Here is a 17,623-nt window from a genome sequence, read left to right as displayed (position 1 = left end):
GACCGTGCCGGGTGACAGGATCGGCGCTGTGCCCGCCCATGTCACCCTGGAACCGCTCGATGAGCAGTTGCTCACCGATCTGCTGCACGCGGCGGTGGCAGATGCGGAGCCTGGCGAGGTGATGCCGGTCGAAGGGCCCGGTAGCGACTGGAATGCCCAGCGGGAAGCGAGCTTCCTGGCATTTCACCGAAACCGGGCGCTGGCGAGTCCGCCGGTCGAGTCGACCTACGGCATCCGAGCGGACGGCGAGGTGGTCGGAGCGGCGCGCCTGTGTCCGCTCCCCGCCACGCCGGGCGCCGCCGAGACCGGAGTATGGATCGGCCGTTCCCGCAGGGGAGCGGGCATCGCAACCGCGGTGTTCAGCGGACTGATCGAGCGGGCGGCCGCCGAGGGTTACGCGAAGCTCTTGGTGAGCACGACGGCGGACAACGCAGCCGTGCTGCGCATGCTGACCGCCCGCGGGATCGACTACGCGGTGGACGGCAATGCGGTCACCGCCTGGGTGAACTGCGTTCGACCTGCTGTGCCGCACCTGCCGTCACACGATGGCGCGTCGGAGCGACGAGAACCATTGCGGCGCATCGACTGCCCCCGCCTGTGAGCAGTGCGCCGCGTGCCGACAAGCGACTGTCGCCGCGTCTGCCGTTTACGAGTGCGACAGAGCCGATGCGGCGAATCCACGTGACCGGTAGGCAATGTCTTCACGGCACGGCACGGCACGGCACGGCACGGCACGGCACGGCACGGCACGGCACGGCACGGCACGGCACACGCGGTATCGCGGGCGGTGCCGGTGACGCACGCCCGCGCACAAATCGAGGCAGCTCAGGCCACTACCGCGACAGATCATGCCTCCGACCGCAAGCTGATCGCGCGCCCCGACAGCGAGGTCATCGCACCCACACCACCAGCTCACCTCATCCCCGGGTTTCGAGCGAAGTGAGACCGAGCATGCGGCCGCGATGAAGTCGCGGCAGAATGACACCGTGCGCATCTTCCTGGCCGGTGCGACCGGCGTGATCGGCGTCCGCTTGCTCCCGCTGCTGATCGAGGCGGGGCACGAGGTCGCGGGGATGACCCGGTCGGCGGCGAAGGTCGACCAGTTGCGAGCGGCGGGCGCGGAGCCGGTGGTATGCGATGTCTACGACGCGGATGCCCTGATCGCCGCCGTGGTCGGGTGGGGCTCCGAGATGGTGATGCACCAGCTCACCGACCTGCCGGACGACGCGGCGCTGCTGCCGGAGCGGGCCGAGGCGAACGCGCGTATCCGCACCGAGGGCACCCGTAACTTGATCGACGCCGCGCGGGCAGCCGATGCCAAGCGCTTCCTGGCGCAGAGCATCGCCTGGGAGCCGCCCGCGGGCCGGGGTGCGGTGATCCAGGAGCACGAAGCGGCCGTGCTCGACTTCGACGGCGTGGTGGTGAAGTACGGCCAGTTCTACGGGCCGGGAACCTATTACCAGACCGAACTTCCCCCGCATCCGCGTGTGCACGTCGATGATGCCGCGGAGCGGACGATTCCGCTGCTCGACGCGTCGAGCGGTGTGGTGATCGTCGCCGACGCGTCCTGACGCCGGTCAGGAGGCGCAGGGGCCGGTGTCGACGGCCCGGTCGGATCGCCACCCGTGGTCGAGACGATCGAGAATCTCCGGCAGGCTCGTGGCGAACCCGACGTTGCTGTCGTTCTCGTCGACACCGAACACGATGCCCAGCACGCGGCCGTCGCGGTCGACGAGCGGTCCGCCCGAGTTCCCGTGCTGGATCGAGCCGTCCAGCGTGTAGATCTCGCGTTCGCCGAGACCGGTGCGGTAGATGTCGCGCACCTGGCGCGCGGCTCGGCTGCGCACCCGGGTGGCGGACGCGGCGTAGGACCCGCCTCTCGGGTAGCCGAGCGCGATCGCGTCGGCGCCGGGCCCCGCGGCTTGGGGCGCGACGGTGAGGGCGGGCGCGGCGAGACCCGGGACGGCGAGCACCGCGATGTCCATGATCGGGTCGAACTGCACGACGGTCGCGGTGAGCGGCCCGTTCGCGGCGTCGACGGAGACCTTGCTGGATCCGGCGACGACGTGGGCGTTGGTCAGCACGCGTTCCGGCGCGATGACGAATCCGGAGCCGGATTGACGCACGCCGCAGGTCGGTGCCAGGTCCTGGACGCGAAGCACGCTCGGGCGCAGTTCGGCGGGCAGCGGCCCGTCGACGATGCCGGGGTCGGGTGGCGCGAGCGGGCGGGCGAGCCCGGCGTCCACGATCGGCGCGGTGAGCACCTCGGACAGGCCGGACAGCCAGAACGGCGCGATCTCGTCGACGGTCCGCATGGTCGCCGAATCGCGCACCAGCGTGGCTGATTCCAGCGGCGCGGCGAACAACCACACCACCAGAGGGACCGCGAGCGTGTGCAGAACGGACCCGCAGAGCGCGTCCGCGCGTCGCGTGACGGGGTCGGAAACCGCCGCACTTGCGGCGCGTCCGGCCCGGTGCCCGGCGATCGCGCCGAATGCGACCAATCCGACGATCACCGTCAGCGCGAGCAGTAGCCGTACGGCGCCCGGGGGAAGGTGACCGAAAGCCGTCGCGCAGAGCGCCGCGCCGAGAATCGCACCTGCCAGGGCGCCCGCGAAACCGGGCAGTCCCACGATCGCGCCGCGGCGCCAGCCGAGCACCGCGGCGGCCACGAGGGTGCCGAGCACGACGAGATCCAGCCAGTTCGGCAAGGTCAACGCCATACTCCCGTCGCTGCTGATGAAGAACGGCGACGGACTCGTCGTCGGCCGTACCGTCGCCGCCCGGCTATAACCCGGCTAGCGAGTCGGCAACGGTCGAGCCGCTAATCTAATCAGCTATTCGAGCTGCGGCAACCATGTTGCTCTTCGCCGTCGGCTGGGTGGCCAGCGCTCGCCGGGCATACGCGCGCACGTCGGCATCGGAGTCGTCGATCGCGGCGCGCAGCGCGTCGTGCGCGGCGGGCAGGTCCGGCCACGCCGACAGTGACAGTACCGCCGCCTTTCGGACGTCGAGATGCGGATCGTTCAGCGCCACAGCCAGGATCGGCACCGCGAGATCCGGGTCGGCGCCTGCGAGCCCGCGCGCCGCACCCACCCGGATCTGCCAGGCCGAGTGACGCAAGGCGTCCGCCAGCGCGGTGACATCCGCCGAATCGGCGCCCAGCTGGGCGAACGCGCTCAGCGCCGCGGCGCGCACCAGCGGGTCCTGGTCGTCGGCGAGGCAGCGGAGAGCCTCGACGCCACCGTCGCCGATGGCGGCCAGGCCCTGGGCGACGGCGATGCGCACTTCCCGGTTGGCGTCGGCGGCCACGGTGGCGACGCCGTCGCGGTCGTTCAGCGAGACCAGCGCGCGGACCGCCTCGATGCGCACGCGATGGTCCACGTCGGCCAGTGCGGCGCGATACTGCGCCGACTCGCCCGCCCGCAGGGCGCGCAACAGATCGATCACGGTGGATCGCACGATGGGGTCGGACGAACCGAGCCGGTCGGAAAGCCCGATCGCGGAGGGCAATACCTCGACAAGTTCCCGCAGGCTCGCCGCGGCCGCGCGCCGGACCGCGGCCGCCTCGTCGTCCAAGGCGTCGCCGAGGGCGGTCGCGAAGCCCTCGGGGGTGTGCTCGGTGAGCACCGAGATCGCCGCGGCTCGTACGCCCGCGTCCGGATCCGTCAGGTAGGCCGACAGCTGCGCCACGGTGGGCTCGTCGAGCGCGAGCAGCGCGACGATCCTGGGCGACGGGGGAGTCGCGGGCTGTGCCGCACCGGCCCCGGCCCGATCGTGGTCAGCGGCGCCGCCGGTATGCGGCGCACGGCCGACTCTGTGGTGCGGCTGGTGCACCGGCACCGCTTCGGCATCGGCCGAAGGCAGGTCGTCGAGCCCGGGCACCGGAACCAGGTACGGCGCCACCGGCCGCTTCAGGAACGCCATGGTTCCGTCGGGGTTCTTGCGCAGGTTGAGGTGGTATCGCCATTCGACATCGTCGCGTTCGGGTAGGTCGGCGCGCTCGTGGTAGAGGCCCCAACGGGATTCGGTCCTGGTCAGTGAGCTGCGGGCGGCCATCTCGGCGCAGTCGCGGATGAACGACACCTCCACCGCGCGCATCAACTCGTGCGGGGTGCGCGCGCCGATGCCCTCGACCTCCTCGCGCATCCGGCCGAAGGTCTCCACCGCGATGGCCAGCTTCGTGGCCGTCTTGGGCGGGGCCACATAGTCGTTCACGAAACGGCGCAGCTTGTATTCCACCTGCGGCTGAGGCGGCCCGTCCGGATGGCGCAGCGGGCGGTAGATCAGCCCGTGCGCGTCGGCGAGCTGGTCCTCGGGCAGCTCGGCCGGGGCCGCGACCTCCTCCAGCGTGGACGCGGCGTGTGCGCCGGCGAGATCGCCGAAGACGAACGCGCCGATCATGTAGTTGTGCGGCACGCACGCCAGATCGCCCGCCGCGTACAGGCCGGGCACGGTGGTGCGCGCGTGCTCGTCGACCCACACGCCGGAGGCGGAGTGTCCACTGCACAAACCGATTTCGGAGATGTGCATCTCGATGTCGTGCGTGCGGTAGTCGTGGCCGCGGTTGGCGTGGAAGGTGCCGCGGGTCGGGCGCTCGGTGGTGTGCAGGATGCCTTCGAGAGTGCTCAGCGTCTCGTCGGGCAGGTGCGACACCTTCAGGTAGATGGGCCCTCGGGCGGATTCGATCTCGCGCTTGACCTCGGCCATCATCTGACCCGACCAGTAGTCGGAGTCGACGAAGCGTTCGCCGGCGGCGTTGACCTGGTAGCCGCCGAAGGGATTGGCGACGTACGCGCAGGCGGGGCCGTTGTAGTCCTTGATCAACGGGTTGATCTGGAAGCATTCGATGCCGCTGAGTTCGGCGCCCGCGTGGTAGGCCATGGAGTAGCCGTCGCCCGCGTTCGTCGGATTCTCGTAGGTGCCGTACAGGTATCCGCTGGAGGGCAGCCCGAGCCTGCCGCAGGGTCCGGTCGCCAGGATCACCGCCTTGGCGCCGACGGCGACGAATTCGCCGGTGCGAGTGTGCAGGGCGGCGGCGCCGACGGCGCGTCCGTTGTCGGTGAGCACGCGCACCGGCATGAGCCGGTTCTCGATGCGGATCCGCTCGCGCATCTTGCGCTGGCGCAGGACGCGATACAGCGCCTTCTTGACGTCCTTGCCCTCGGGCATGGGCAGCACGTACGAGCCGGAGCGGTGCACCCGGCGCACCGCGTACTCGCCGTACTCGTCCTTCTCGAACTTCACGCCGTAGCGCTCGAGCCGCTGCACCATCGCGAAACCGCGCGTCGCGGTCTGGTACACCGTGCGCTGGTCGACGATGCCGTCATTGGCCCTGGTGATCTCGGCGACGTAGTCCTCCGGTTCGGCCTTGCCCGGGATCACGGCGTTGTTCACGCCGTCCATGCCCATGGCCAGCGCACCGGAGTGCCGCACGTGCGCCTTCTCCAGCAGCAGCACGTTCGCGCCCTGCTCGGCGGCGGTGAGCGCGGCCATCGTGCCCGCGGTACCGCCGCCGACGACGAGGACGTCGCAGTCCAGCCGAATCCGTTCCGACAGCGGCGGAATGTTCACAGTCTCTCCAAGATCTCGGCCTTCGTCGCGGACCGATCGATCGCGTCCCGCGGGCTGGGCACCGGCACCAGCGCCCGCAGCGTGCCGCCGCCGAGCACGGCGATGCGGTCGCCGAGCAGCAGGGCTTCGTCGAGATCGTGGGTGACGAAGACGACGGTGGTGGGGTGGGCGCGCCAGGTCTGGATGAGCAGGCGCTGCATGGTTTCTCTGGTCTGGGTGTCCAGTGCGCCGAACGGCTCGTCCATCAGCACGGCGCGCGGCGCGGCGGCCAGGCTGCGCGCGAGCTGGACGCGCTGGCGCATGCCGCCGGACAGGTCGCGGGGCAGGTAGCCGGCGTATCCGGTGAGCCCGACCTCGTCCACCCAGTGCAGGGCGGTGGACCGCCGCTCGGCGCGGGGTGTGCCGCGCAGGCGCAGGGCGAGTTCGATGTTCTGCCGCACGGTGCGCCACGGCAGCAACGCGTCGTCCTGGAACACCAGGGCGCGGTCGGCCGCGGGGCCGGTGACCGAATCGCCGTCGGCCAGTATGACGCCCCCTTCCGGGACGCGCAGTCCGGCGATCGCGCGCAGCAACGTCGACTTGCCGCACCCGGATTTGCCGACCACGACGAGGATTTCCCCCGGCGCGATCGCCAAGTCCAGTCCGTCGAGCACCGGTTCGCCGCCGAAGGCGATCCGGACGCCGGTGAGGCTCAGGCGCATTCCGGTCGATGCCGGTGCGTCGATCATCGTGGTCATGCTTCGACCTCCCTGGGCAGCCAGCGGGTGATGCGGCGGCCGGCCAGCTCGACCAGCCCCGATGTCGCGAAACCGAGGACGCCGATGGTGATCATGCCGACGAACACCGCCGGGTAGTCCACGATGGTGTACGCCTGCCAGGTGCGGTAGCCCACGCCGAGGCGCCCGGAGATCATCTCGGCGGAGATCAGGCAGATCCACGCCACGCCGACGCCGACCGACAGTCCGCCGAACACGCCGGGCAGGATGCCGGGAACCACCACGCGCGCGAGCACGTCCAGCCGGGACGCGCCCAGCGTGCGCACCGCGTCCTCCCAGATCGTGGGCAGCGCCCGCACCGCGTGCCGGGTGCTGACCAGCACCGGGAACAGCGACGCGGTGAAGGTGATGAACACGATGCCGGATTCGTCGCTGGGGAACAGCAGGATCGCGACCGGAACCAAGGCGATGGCCGGAATCGGCCGGACGAGTTCGGCCAGCGGGCCGAAGGTGTCGGCGAGCAGCCGCGACCGGCCCAGGCCGATGCCCGCGAGCACGCCGACCACCGCGGCCAGGCCGAAGCCGGTGACGATCCGCAGCAGCGACTGCGCGATATCCAGGTAGTACTGGTCGGCGCGCAACTGCGTGCCGAATTCGGCGACGATCTCGGTGACGGTGGGCAGCGTGTCGAAACGCAGGCCCGCCCGCACGTTGTTGACCGTGAGCAGCTGCCACACACCGACCGCGACGGCGACCGAGGCGACCCGCACCAGGCGCGACCGCCATGCCGACCGCGGGGCCGGGGCGGCGTCGGCTCGGGTCGCGATGGGTTCCGCCGCGGCTCGCACGGCCGGGGCGGTGAGTTCGCTGGTCATCCGCGTACTTCCGTGACGGCCTGGTCGTAGGTGACCGAAATGGCGGACGGATGCGCCTGCCGGTAGCGCTGCCCGGCGGCAGCGGTGGTGAAGGGCAGGTAGGCGGCGCCGTCGCGCAGCCAGATCGACTTGTCGGCGAACCACCGCGTGCCGAGTTCGGTATCCGGGACGTAGGCGGCGCGGATCGTCTTGCCCTGCGCTTTCGCGGCCTGGATCGCGCGCAGCAGGCAGGTCGGGTCCGCGGCCGGTTGCGGCTTCGGTGCGCCGTCCAGCCACAGTTCGCCGGCCAGTGCGGGATTCTCCGCCGCGGTGCCGCAGACGGGGTCGGTGCCGGTGACCCGGGTGGGATTGGTGGTGGCGGCCAGATCGCGGTCGTAGTCGCGGCCGGTCTCCGCGAACGCCTTGCGCAGCGGAGCGTCTTCGACGAACCGGTCGATGTCCAGCTCCGCGAAGTCGCCGATCGACTTCAGGTACGCCACATCACCTTTGAGCGCCGCGATCAGGCTCGTCTTGAGCGTGGTGTCGAAACTCGTTCCGCCGGGACCGTTGTAGAGGTACACCACCTCCTGGGGCAGTCCGGACCCGTCGGCGACGATCTTCGCCGCTTCGAACGGCTTCTCCTGCAGGAACTGGGTGGCGTCCAGTTGTGCGGCCAGGAACGCCTGGAGCACCTCCGGGTGATCGGCGGCGTACGCGCGCCGGGCCACCACGCCGTGGAAGGTCGGCACGCCGAGTTCGGCGCCGTCGTAGAGCAGCTTGGCCTTGTTCTGGAAGACGACCAGGCCGGGCCATGCGACGAACTGCGACAGCGCGCCCACCTGGCGGGATTCCAGGGCGGTCGCGCCGACCTGCGGCTGCTGGTTCAGCACCTCCACGCCCTTGGCCGGATCGATCCCGGCCCGCGACAGCGCCTGCACCAGCGTGCCGTGCCCGGCCGAACCCACGCTGGCCGAGATCTTCTGCCCGGCCAGGTCGCCGATGCCGGTGGCGGCCGAATCGTTCGGCACGACCACCATGTTCAGCGCGCCCTTGGGGTTGTACCCGGTGACCGACACCAATTCGGTGCGCGCGCGCTCGTTGACCTGGGTGCGGGAGCCGTTGATCAGCAACGGGTAGTCGCCCATCGATCCGATGTCGATCTTCTCGGCCACCATCTGCGCGGTGATCGGCGCGCCGGTGTCGTAGTCCTGCCACTCGACCTGGTACTTCGCCCCGCCGTTGTCGGTGATCTTCTGCAGGCGCTGCTCGAGGTAGCCCTGCGCGCGCAGCAGGGTGCCCGCGGTGACGGTGTTGATGGTCTTGGACTGGTAGCCGACGACCACCTTGACGGTGCCGGCGGGGGTGGCGTCGGTCTGCTCCAGCGAGCAGCCGGTCAGGGCGAGTGCGGCGGCGAGCAGGGCGGGGACGAGTTTTGCTTTCATCGGTCTTCCAGATCAGCGGAGCAGGTAGGGCATATTGACGGTGACGGCGCCGGTGGGGCAGCGGGCCGCGCAGGGACCGCAGTACCAGCACTCGTCCACGTGCATGAAGGCCTTGCCGTTGTCGGGGTTGATGGCCAGCGAGTCGAGCGGGCAGATCTCGACGCACAGCGTGCATCCCTGGATACACAGCGACTCGTCGATGGTGACGGGGATGTCGGTGCGCTGGTTCACGAGTGCCATCTAGAGGACCTTCCATTCGGGAGTGCTGCGGGTGAGGCTGCCGCGCATGGTGATGCGGTCGCCGCGCATGCGGATGTACTCCAGGTCGACCGGGCGGCCGTCGTCGAGCCGGGTCAGTCGTTCCAGCATCAGCAGCGGCGCGCCGCCGGGGACGTCGAGGGTGGAGGCGGTGTGCGGGTCGGCGGGCACCGCTTCCAAGGCGAGGTCGGCCGAACCGAGCGAGTGGCCGCTGATGCGTTCCAGCAGGACGAAGACGTCGGTGTGCTCGAGATCGTGGCCGAGTACCTCGGTGCCGATGTCGGGCACGAGGTAGGTCAGGTCGAGGCTCAGCGGCAGATCCGCGAGGTAGCGCAGGCGCTCCAGGTAGACCACGCGCTCGCCCGGTGCGAGACCGAGCCTGCGGGCGACGGCGGGCGGTGCGGTGACGTGCATCGTCGCGCGCACCTCGTTGCGCACGGTGCCGTGGCCCTTGAAGGTCTCCTGCAAGCCCAGCAGCGCGTCGAGTCCGTGGTCGTACTTGCGGGTGGCCACCCGGGTGCCCACCTTGGGCGCCCGGTCGATCAAGCCCTCGTCCTTCAGCAGCGCCAAGGCGTCGCGGACGGTATTGCGCGAGGCGCTGTATTCGGCGGCGAGTTCCTGTTCGCTCGGCAGCGCTCCGTCGAAAGCGCCCGCGTGCAGTTGGTGGCGCAAGATGTCGGCCACCCGCCGCGCCTGATCGGCGCGCAACTGCCGCACCGGCGTGGGTTCCGCTGCCACCTTCTCCGCCTTACTGTCGCTGACCTGCACGAATAGCGACGATAACGGGATTGCGGCGGCGCATTTGCCCGCGTCGGCGCCGAGGAAAATCAGGGGACGTTATTGCGCCGGGTGCTTCGCGGCCCGACCTGGCGATATGCGCGGCGGTCCGCCCAATACGCCACGCGGGACCCAGGCGGCCGAATTTCGATCACAGCGATTCGAAAACAGGGGCGCGCGGCCTGTACGGTGCGTATCTACGGTCGCGGACCGTAAGTATTGAGGAACACCACCGGCCCCGCGCCGAAGACGCCCGCCTCGTCCAGCGAGAGCAGCGCGGCGAGCGCTTTGGCGGTGTAGACGGTCTCCAAGTGCAGTCCGGCCTGTTCGGCGCGCTGCTCGGCTTCCCGGGCGGCGGGCGTGGTGTGGCCGTAGCCCGGGCCGAGCCACTCGGTGGTCATCGTGACGTCCTCGGGCCGCAGCTCGATCGGCGCGAAGTGCGCTCCGCGGGCGCGCAGCAGGTGCTCGGTCCGTCCGGCGAGGCGGACGATGTGCTTCGCGTCGAGGGGGAGCGCGTCGTTGACGACGACGCCGACGACGCGCGTGCGCAGCCCGGCCAGCCGCAGGCCGAGTGCGAGGCCGGCGGCGGTTCCGCCGGATCCGACGGCGGTGACGATGTGCTGCGGCTCGGGGAGTTCACCCGCGGCGACCTGCACCGCGAGTTCACACGCGGCCTCGACGTAGCCCAGGGCGCCGACCGGCGAGGACCCGCCCGCGGGCAGGAGGTACGGGCGCTTGCCCGCACGGATGCGGCGCAGATACAGCCACGGCGTCGCCAGGATCGTGCGCAGTTTGCTGTGCGTGAAATACAAAGTGGCGCCGGAGTTCTCCAGTCGCCGCAGCTGCGCGCGCACGTGGTCGTCGACCGGCTGGTCGACAAGGGCGAGCGCGGTATCGATGCCGTGGGCGCGGCCGTACAAGGCGGTGGCGAGCCCCCAGTTGGTTCCGGTGCCGCCGACCGTGAGGATGGTGCGCGCACCGCGTCGCCGCGCCTCCGGCAGCAGCCATTCCAGCTTGCGGACCTTGTTGCCGCCCCATCCGCCGTCGCCGTATCCGCTCTCGTCCTTGCACCACAGCTCGGCCGTGGTGCCGACGTCGCAGCGGCGTACCGGCGTCGGAGCGGTGCCGAGGCGGACGAACGGCAGCGTGTCGGCCAGCTCGGGAAAACGCTCGTGCAGCCGCGCCCCGGTCACGGCGCGATCGCCTCGGGGATACCCAGCAGCGCCGCCTGGACCTCGTGCAGCCGGTCGACGTCGCCGCGGATGCCCGCGACGTTGTCGTTGTACAGGAACGCCTCGCCGAGCCGGACCAGTGCGTAGGCCAGCAGCGCCGGTTCCAGCGGCGGGTCGTAGCCGTCCTCCTGTGTGGCGCGGACGATCAGCTCCCGGACCGTGCCGACGACCAGCGGCTGGACCGGGCCGTCGCTCGCGGTCAGGATGCGCAATCCGGACAGCGGCTCGTTCTCGAAGTAGCGCCGGAACGGTTCGTTGTCGGTCATCCAGCGGTTCACCCGGTACAGCACGTCCAGGATGCGGCGCCCGCCGGTGGAGCGGCGGCGGGCATCCGCGCGGGAGAGCAGCGCCTCGAACTCCCCGGCCAGGACCGCACCGAGCACTCCGTCGCGGGAGCCGAACCAGCGGTAGACCGACGCGCGGCTGAGCCCGAGCTGTCCGGCGATCGCCTGGATGTCCACGCGCTCACCGGACAGGAACGCCCGGCGCGCGAGCTCGATGACCTGTTCCCTGGTCGCGGAGGCCGGTCGGCCGGGAGGACGGGTGGTCCGCTGACTGGAATCGATCACCGAGGAATGATACATCTTCGGCAAGGTGTATCGAAACGGGCTGTGTTCAGAACCAGGCGTCCCGCATCTGCAGGGTAGTCGTGTCCAGCTTGGCGAGCAGATCCAGTGCCGGTGCGGTCTTGGGCAATTCGAAACGGTAGAAGTATCGGGCCGCGTGCCGCTTGCCGTCGTAGAAATCGCCGGTACGGTCCGCGGCGGCGCGGAACTGTTCGAGCCAGATCCAGGCCAGGACGGTGTGCCCGAACGCTTCCAGGTACACCGAACTGTTGACCAGCGCGGCCTCGAGGTCGCCGGAGGCGAACAGCCCCGCGGTCACCTCGACCAGCCGCCGCCACGCCGAATCCAGTTGTGCGGCAAGTTCGGCGGCCTCGCCGCCCGCCGCCCGCGCAGCGGTGATGGTGGCGTCGACCCTGGCCCCGAGCGCGAGCAAGCTGGCGCCACCCTGCTGGGTCACCTTGCGTCCCAGCAGGTCCAAGCCCTGAATGCCGTGCGTGCCCTCGTGGATCGGGTTGAGCCGGTTGTCCCGGTAGTGCTGCTCGACGTTGTATTCGCGGGTGTAGCCGTAGCCGCCGAGCACCTGGATCGCGAGGCTGTTGGCCTCCAGGCACCACTGCGAGGGCCAGCTCTTGGCGATGGGGGTCAGGATGTCCAGCAGCAGGGTGATCGCGCGGCGGTCCTCCTCGGAGTCGGCGGTGCGCTGTTCGTCGACCAGTCGCGCGCAGTAGAGCACCAGCGCCAGGGCGCCTTCGGCATAGGACTTCTGCGCCAGCAACATGCGCTTCACGTCGGCGTGCTCGATGATCGGCCGCTGCGGCGCGGACGGGTCGGCGGGAAGCTTGGCACGGCCCTGCGTGCGCGTGCGGGCGTAGTCGAGCGACTCGAGGTATCCGGTGTAGCCGAGCGCGGTGGCGACCAGGCCGACGCCGATGCGCGCCTCGTTCATCATGTGGAACATGTAGGTCAGCCCGCGATGCGGCTCGCCGACCAGGTAGCCGACCGCGCCGGGCGCGCCACCCGGCGTCCAGCGGCCCTCGCCGAAATTCAGCACGGTGTTGACCGTGCCGCGGAAGCCCATCTTGTGGTTGAGTCCGGCCAGGGCGACGTCGTTGCGTTCGCCGATCGCGCCGTCGTCGCCGACCAGGAAGCGGGGCACGACGAACAGCGAGATGCCCTTGGTGCCCGCCGGTCCGCCGGGAATCTTGGCGAGCACCAGGTGCACGATGTTCTCGCCGAGTTCGTGATCGCCGCCCGAGATCCACATCTTGGTGCCGAACAGGCGATACGTGCCGTCGCCCTGCGGTTCGGCGCGGGTGACGATGTCGGCCAGCGACGAACCGGCCTGGGGCTCCGACAGGCACATGGTGCCGAAGAAGCGGCCCGCGAGCATGGGCTCGACGAACTTCTCGACATGCTCCGGGCCATGGGCGATGAGCAGATTCGCGTTGGCCACGGTGAGGAACGGGTAGCCCGCGGTACCGGGGTTGGCCGCCTGGAACCAGGCGTAGCTCGCCTGCGCGACGGTCGCCGGCAGCTGAGCGCCTCCGAGTTCGTAATCCATCGCGGCCGAGGGCAATCCCGCTTTGGCGAAGGCGGCCAGCGCCTGCCCGACCTCCGGGATGATGGTCACCCGTTCGCCGTCGAAGGTGGGTTCGTTGGCGTCGTTGAGCTTGTTGTGCGGCGCGAAGTACTTGGTGGCGAGCTGCTCGCTGAGGTCGAGCACGGCGTCGAAGGTCTCCCGCGAGTGCTCGGCATACCGCGCGCGCTTGGTGAGCCCCTCGACGTCCAGCCACTCGTAGAGCAGGAAATCGAGATCACGCCGGGACAGCAAGGTCGACCGCATCAGCCCGTCCTTTCGAGACATATTCGACATACTGTATCTTACGGATCGGCCGCCGGGCGTGAGCGGTATTCCCCGCCCGATGCAGGCCGAAGTCACACGGCGCACCGCTTCGGTCGTGCCACCGGCAGGCCGACGAACTCCAGCGTGACCGCGCCGCCCGGTGCTCCCGATCGGCGCTCATCCCGCGGACCCCAGCAATCCGCGTTCCCGCGCGGTCGCCGCCGCCTCGGTGCGACTGGACGCGCCGAGCTTGGTGAGGATGCGCGAGACGTGCACGCCCGCGGTGTTGGCGCTGATGAACAGCTCGGCCCCGATCTGACGGTTGCTCGCGCCTGTCGACACCAGCCGCAGCACGTCGAGCTCTCGCGGGGTGAGGCCCGCGGTGGTCGCGGGCTGGGCCCTAGCCGACCGGTCCCCGACTTCGGCGAGAACGATTCCGGCGCGGTCGGCGAGCTGCCTTGCTTGCTGGGCGAGTGGCGCCGCCGCCAATTCGTCCGCAAGCTCGAGAACGGACCGCAGTGCGTCGCGCGCCGCCGCGCGATCGCCCGCGGCCAGTTCCGCTTCGCCGGATTCGAGCAGGCTGCGCGCCAGCTCGTACGGCTGACGCAGGGTTCGCCAGGAAGACACCGCCGCGGCCCAGTCGGCGGCACGGCCACTGCGCACCGCGTGGCAGGAATACCGATACGCGGCGTCGACCGCGGTGGTCACCGGCAGCTTTGCCGTGACGGAGCCGAGAACCATCGGCGCGCAACGCGTTCGGGCGACCGCGTCGGCCAGTGCCCACGCCTCGTGATGGTGCGCGGTCAGATCGTCGGCGGCCAGCGTCGCCGCGCCGATCTCGGCGGCGCGCTGCGGGTTGCCCGCCGCGCGGGTGATCTCGGTTTGCACGGTGTGCAGCTGGATCTGATACTGCCGGGCCCACTTGCGATCTCCGAGCAAGGGCTGCGCGGTTGCCGCGCTCGTGGCCGCGGCGTCCACGTCACCACGCGCCAGCATGATTCCGGCATGGCACAGCAGCAGCGCGGCGGTGCTCAACGGCGGCAACCGCTCGGTCAGCGATTCATCGATGAGATCGAGTGCCTCGTTCCATCGACCGAGGGCGGTGAGCGCCTGGGCCCATTTCACCAGCAGGATCGGTGCGGCCTCGGCGAATCGGTAGGTCTCGTGCGCGGCCCGCAGTCCCTGCTGGATCGTGGCGATGGCGGCCTCGTTGGCGCCTGCCGACACCAGCAGCGCCGATTCCCACAGCACCACCGTCAGCAGCGTCCCCGGATCCCCAGCGGTCTTCGCGGCGGCGTGCGCCCGTTCGAAATGCGCCATGGCGACTTCCCGGCGATCCGCGGTCGCCAGCCCCAGATACGCATAGGCGCGCGCGGCCAGCGGCCCGGCCCCGAGCTGTTCGGCCACTTCGACGGCGGCGCGCGCATCGTTCTCGGCGGCAGCCGCCGCACCGCTGAACACGCGCGCGGCGGCGAGTTCGGCGAGCACCTCGCCGCGCAGCAGGGCCGGCCGGTCCGGCGGGAGGTATGCCAGCGCCGCGAGCAGGTCGTCTTCGCCACCGCCGCTGCTCTGATTGCGCAGTCCGGCACGGTAGTGATGCAGCCGGGCGGCGCGCTCCGGGTCGGTCGCCGCATCGAGGGCCGACAGCGCCTCGTCGGCCGCCGCGATCCCCCGCTCGACGACGCCGCCGCGATAGCACGCCGCCACCACTGCTTCTACGACGTCGATCCGGTCGGCGTCCACCCGGCGCGCCGCTTCCGGCACTCGATCCCACAGTTCGAGCACCTGGTCCAGGTACCGCACCTGCACGCGTTGTGCGCCGACGCTTTGCGCGTTCGCCGCGGCATCCCACGCGGCCTCGAGCGCCAGCGGCAGCTCACCGGCGGCATACGTGTGGTGGGCCAGCTCGCCGGAGGGGCAGCGGTCCGAGTCGCGGCTCCGGAACCCGAGCAATGCGCGGGAAATTATGGCGTGCAGTCTTTTTCGTTCGGCCGGTAGGAGGTGGCCGTAGACGGCATCGCGGATGAGGACGTGGCGGAACTCGTAGCCGGTCTCGGTGGGCACCAGTAGCTGCTGGCCGACCAGCTTGTGCAAGGCCGCGTTGAGCGCGTCCTCGCCGAGATCGGAGGCGGCGGCCAGCAGCGAGTGCCGGACCGGTGACCCGGCCGCCGCCGCGAGCCGCAGCACCGATGCGGCCTGATCGGGCAGGTCGGACAGGTACCCGAGCAGCAGCTCCGACAGCTCGGCGGGCGTGGCCTCAGGTGCCGGACCGAGTGCCTCGACGAACAGCGGAATGCCCTTGCTGCGCTCGAAGACTCGCGCGATCGTCCCTGGTTCCGGCTCCCCGCCGCGCAGCGCGGCCAGCTGCCTGCCCACCTCGTGCCTGGTCAGCGGCGGCGGAGTGAGCAGGCGGACACCCTCGTCGCGGCGCAGGCCCGCGACCAGCTTGCGCAGCGGTCCGGAATCGGCAGGCCGGTAGGTGCCGACCAAGAACAGATCCCCTCCGGCGAGGTTCGCCACCAGGAAAGCGAGCAGTTCCAGGCCGGCCTCGTCGGCCCACTGCAGATCTTCCAGCACCACCACCAGGGGTTTGGTCATCGAGAACCGCTCCAGCACGGTCAGGATCTCACCGAACAACCGGATCCGGTCGGTTTCGGGCTCCGCCGCGCCCGCCCGCGCGGCCAGTTCGGGAAGCCAGCGCGTCAGCGCGGGTTCGGAGATCGGAAGCAGCGCCGCGAGTCCGTCCACGCCCTCCTCTCGCAGGAGTGCCCGCATGACCGCCACGAAAGGTGTGAACGGCAGCCCCTTCGCGCCGAACTCCGGACACCGTCCGGACAATACCGCCGTGCGGGCGCCGAGCCGCGTCGTGAACTCCGCGACCAGGCGGGACTTGCCGATGCCCGCTTCACCGCCGACCAGCACGGTATGTACCGCCGGATCCCGATAGGCGTCCTGCAATGCCGCGAGTTCGGCGGCCCGCCCCACGAAGGCGCCGCATACGGGAAGGCTGACCACGGCGCGATCATGCCCGTACCGCGCGCTCGGCGCCAGCCGCGAGTGGCGCACCACCGAGAGTTCTTCTCGGCCGATGCCGCAGTGGTGCGCCACTCGCGGGTCCGGTGCCGAGGGGAGCCGCCTGCGGAATAACGAATTCTCGTGATTCGCCGACCCCCTCTTTACCCGAAGTATCACTGGCATGACCAACACCGAGATCCGCCCCTTCCGTATCGACATCCAGCAGGCTGACCTGGACGATCTGCGCCTGCGCCTGACCCGCACCCGTTGGATCGACGATCTGCCCGGTACCGGCTGGGAACGTGGTGTGCCGACTGCCTACCTGAAGGACCTGGCCGGCTACTGGGCCGAGAAGTTCGACTGGCGCGCGGTGGAGGCCGAGCTGAACGCCTATCCGCAGTTCACCACCACCGTCGCCGGACAGAACGTGCACTTCCTGCACGTGCGCTCGGCCCAGGACTACGCCACCCCGTTGCTACTGCTGCACGGTTGGCCCAGTTCGGTGGCCGACTTCCGCGATGTGATCGGTCCGCTCACCGCCCCGGCCGCCCACGGCAATCCCGACGCCCCCGCCTTCCACCTGGTCATCCCGTCGCTGCCCGGCCACGGTTTCTCCGGCCCGATCACCGAGACCGGCTGGAACGACGGCCGGATCGCCGCAGCGCTCGCCGAGCTCATGGCCCGCCTCGGCTACGACCGCTACGGCGTGCACGGCGGCGACCACGGCGCCTTCATCGCCCCGGCCTTGGGGCGGATCGACACCGAGCACGTCCTCGGTGTGCACGTCAACGCGCTGGTCACCTTCCCCACCGGTGACCCCGCCGACATGGCCGCGCTCACCGACGCGGAAAAGGCTCGGCTCGGCGCGATGAAGAAGTTCCAAGACGACGGCTCGGCCTACATGAAATTGAAGGGCTCACGCCCGGACACCATCGCCCAGTTGCTCGCCGATTCTCCGGCCGGCCAGCTCGGCTGGATCGTGGAGAAGTACCGCGAGTGGACCGATCAGTCCCACGACCTGCCCGAACAGGCTGTCGACATCGATCGCCTGCTGACCACGGTGAGCATCTACTGGTTCACCGACACCGCCCGCAGCGTCGCCAACCTCTACTACGAGCGCTTCCACGATGCGACCATGTTCGCCCCGAAACCGAAGGGCACCGTGCCCACCGGCGTGGCGGTATTCAAGGACGGCGACTACGCCATCCGCCGCTTCGCCGAACGTGCGCACACCATCACCCACTGGTCGGAGTTCTACTCCGGCGGGCATTTCCCGGCGCTGGAGGTGCCGGACCTGCTGATCGGCGACATCCGCGAGTTCTTCCGCACGCTCCGCTGAATCAGTC

General features: G+C 70.3%; 14 protein-coding genes. 3 read left to right on the top strand and 11 right to left on the bottom strand.

Annotated features, from left to right (window positions below):
• Window positions 1-4: 4 nt before the first annotated feature.
• Both LTT66_RS36475 and LTT66_RS36470 read left to right on the top strand, forming a co-directional pair.
• Window positions 5-601, top strand: coding sequence for a GNAT family N-acetyltransferase (locus LTT66_RS36475; protein ID WP_233062990.1), 597 nt, complete (start codon window positions 5-7; stop codon window positions 599-601).
• Between the two features lie 361 nt (window positions 602-962).
• The gene (locus LTT66_RS36470; protein ID WP_228820613.1) at window positions 963-1,571 is read left to right on the top strand and encodes an NAD-dependent epimerase/dehydratase family protein; all 609 of its coding nucleotides are present in this window, start codon (window positions 963-965) and stop codon (window positions 1,569-1,571) included.
• Window positions 1,572-1,577: 6 nt separating this feature from the next.
• Here LTT66_RS36470 and LTT66_RS36465 read toward each other — a convergent pair whose 3' ends face one another.
• The 11 genes from LTT66_RS36465 to LTT66_RS36415 all read right to left on the bottom strand — a co-directional run bounded on the left by LTT66_RS36465 (window position 1,578) and on the right by LTT66_RS36415 (window position 16,277).
• Window positions 1,578-2,717, bottom strand: a complete 1,140-nt coding sequence (locus LTT66_RS36465) for a MarP family serine protease (RefSeq protein WP_233062988.1) — start codon at window positions 2,715-2,717, stop codon at window positions 1,578-1,580.
• A 112-nt stretch (window positions 2,718-2,829) separates the two neighbouring features.
• Window positions 2,830-5,574 carry a fumarate reductase/succinate dehydrogenase flavoprotein subunit gene (locus LTT66_RS36460; RefSeq protein ID WP_233062987.1) on the bottom strand — a complete coding sequence of 915 codons (2,745 nt, stop codon included), beginning with the start codon at window positions 5,572-5,574 and terminating at the stop codon, window positions 2,830-2,832.
• Complete coding sequence (locus tag LTT66_RS36455) at window positions 5,571-6,311, bottom strand: ABC transporter ATP-binding protein (RefSeq protein WP_233062986.1); 741 nt, start codon at window positions 6,309-6,311, stop codon at window positions 5,571-5,573. Before LTT66_RS36455 ends, LTT66_RS36460 begins: the two co-directional genes overlap by 4 nt.
• Window positions 6,308-7,165, bottom strand: coding sequence for an ABC transporter permease (locus LTT66_RS36450; RefSeq protein WP_233062985.1), 858 nt, complete (start codon window positions 7,163-7,165; stop codon window positions 6,308-6,310). The genes LTT66_RS36455 and LTT66_RS36450 overlap by 4 nt, the downstream gene beginning before the upstream one ends.
• Window positions 7,162-8,586, bottom strand: coding sequence for an ABC transporter substrate-binding protein (locus LTT66_RS36445; RefSeq protein WP_233062984.1), 1,425 nt, complete (start codon window positions 8,584-8,586; stop codon window positions 7,162-7,164). The genes LTT66_RS36450 and LTT66_RS36445 overlap by 4 nt, the downstream gene beginning before the upstream one ends.
• A 12-nt stretch (window positions 8,587-8,598) precedes the next feature.
• The gene (locus tag LTT66_RS36440; RefSeq protein WP_014984269.1) at window positions 8,599-8,826 is read right to left on the bottom strand and encodes a 4Fe-4S dicluster domain-containing protein; all 228 of its coding nucleotides are present in this window, start codon (window positions 8,824-8,826) and stop codon (window positions 8,599-8,601) included.
• Window positions 8,827-9,582: a GntR family transcriptional regulator gene (locus LTT66_RS36435; RefSeq protein ID WP_233062983.1), complete on the bottom strand. Its 756-nt coding sequence runs from the start codon at window positions 9,580-9,582 to the stop codon at window positions 8,827-8,829.
• A 236-nt stretch (window positions 9,583-9,818) separates the two neighbouring features.
• Window positions 9,819-10,814, bottom strand: coding sequence for a 1-aminocyclopropane-1-carboxylate deaminase/D-cysteine desulfhydrase (locus LTT66_RS36430; protein ID WP_233062982.1), 996 nt, complete (start codon window positions 10,812-10,814; stop codon window positions 9,819-9,821).
• Window positions 10,811-11,422, bottom strand: a complete 612-nt coding sequence (locus LTT66_RS36425) for a QsdR family transcriptional regulator (RefSeq protein WP_233062981.1) — start codon at window positions 11,420-11,422, stop codon at window positions 10,811-10,813. The genes LTT66_RS36430 and LTT66_RS36425 overlap by 4 nt, the downstream gene beginning before the upstream one ends.
• 46 nt (window positions 11,423-11,468) lie before the next feature.
• Window positions 11,469-13,262 carry an acyl-CoA dehydrogenase gene (locus tag LTT66_RS36420; RefSeq protein ID WP_233062980.1) on the bottom strand — a complete coding sequence of 598 codons (1,794 nt, stop codon included), beginning with the start codon at window positions 13,260-13,262 and terminating at the stop codon, window positions 11,469-11,471.
• Between the two features lie 177 nt (window positions 13,263-13,439).
• Window positions 13,440-16,277, bottom strand: a complete 2,838-nt coding sequence (locus LTT66_RS36415; RefSeq protein WP_233062979.1) for a helix-turn-helix transcriptional regulator — start codon at window positions 16,275-16,277, stop codon at window positions 13,440-13,442.
• Window positions 16,278-16,458: 181 nt separating this feature from the next.
• Here LTT66_RS36415 and LTT66_RS36410 point away from each other — a divergent pair, with 181 nt between their 5' ends.
• Window positions 16,459-17,616, top strand: a complete 1,158-nt coding sequence (locus LTT66_RS36410) for an epoxide hydrolase family protein (RefSeq protein ID WP_233062978.1) — start codon at window positions 16,459-16,461, stop codon at window positions 17,614-17,616.
• Window positions 17,617-17,623 lie beyond the last annotated feature (7 nt).

It is taken from the genome of Nocardia gipuzkoensis (assembly GCF_021183645.1).
In the GTDB taxonomy this organism is placed as follows: Bacteria; Actinomycetota; Actinomycetes; order Mycobacteriales; family Mycobacteriaceae; genus Nocardia; species Nocardia abscessus.
The sequence above is the reverse complement of the archived record's forward strand: the minus strand, read 5'-3'. Positions and strand labels throughout refer to the sequence as shown.

Bases quoted from the DNA above. Each gene is read 5' to 3' on its own strand.
- LTT66_RS36470 (WP_228820613.1), top strand. From the start codon at position 963: ATGAAGTCGCGGCAGAATGACACCGTGCGCATCTTCCTGGCCGGTGCG.
- LTT66_RS36455 (WP_233062986.1), bottom strand. From the start codon at position 6,311: ATGACCACGATGATCGACGCACCGGCATCGACCGGAATGCGCCTGAGC.
- LTT66_RS36450 (WP_233062985.1), bottom strand. From the start codon at position 7,165: ATGACCAGCGAACTCACCGCCCCGGCCGTGCGAGCCGCGGCGGAACCC.
- LTT66_RS36445 (WP_233062984.1), bottom strand. From the start codon at position 8,586: ATGAAAGCAAAACTCGTCCCCGCCCTGCTCGCCGCCGCACTCGCCCTG.
- LTT66_RS36440 (WP_014984269.1), bottom strand. From the start codon at position 8,826: ATGGCACTCGTGAACCAGCGCACCGACATCCCCGTCACCATCGACGAG.
- LTT66_RS36420 (WP_233062980.1), bottom strand. From the start codon at position 13,262: ATGCGGTCGACCTTGCTGTCCCGGCGTGATCTCGATTTCCTGCTCTAC.
- LTT66_RS36410 (WP_233062978.1), top strand. From the start codon at position 16,459: ATGACCAACACCGAGATCCGCCCCTTCCGTATCGACATCCAGCAGGCT.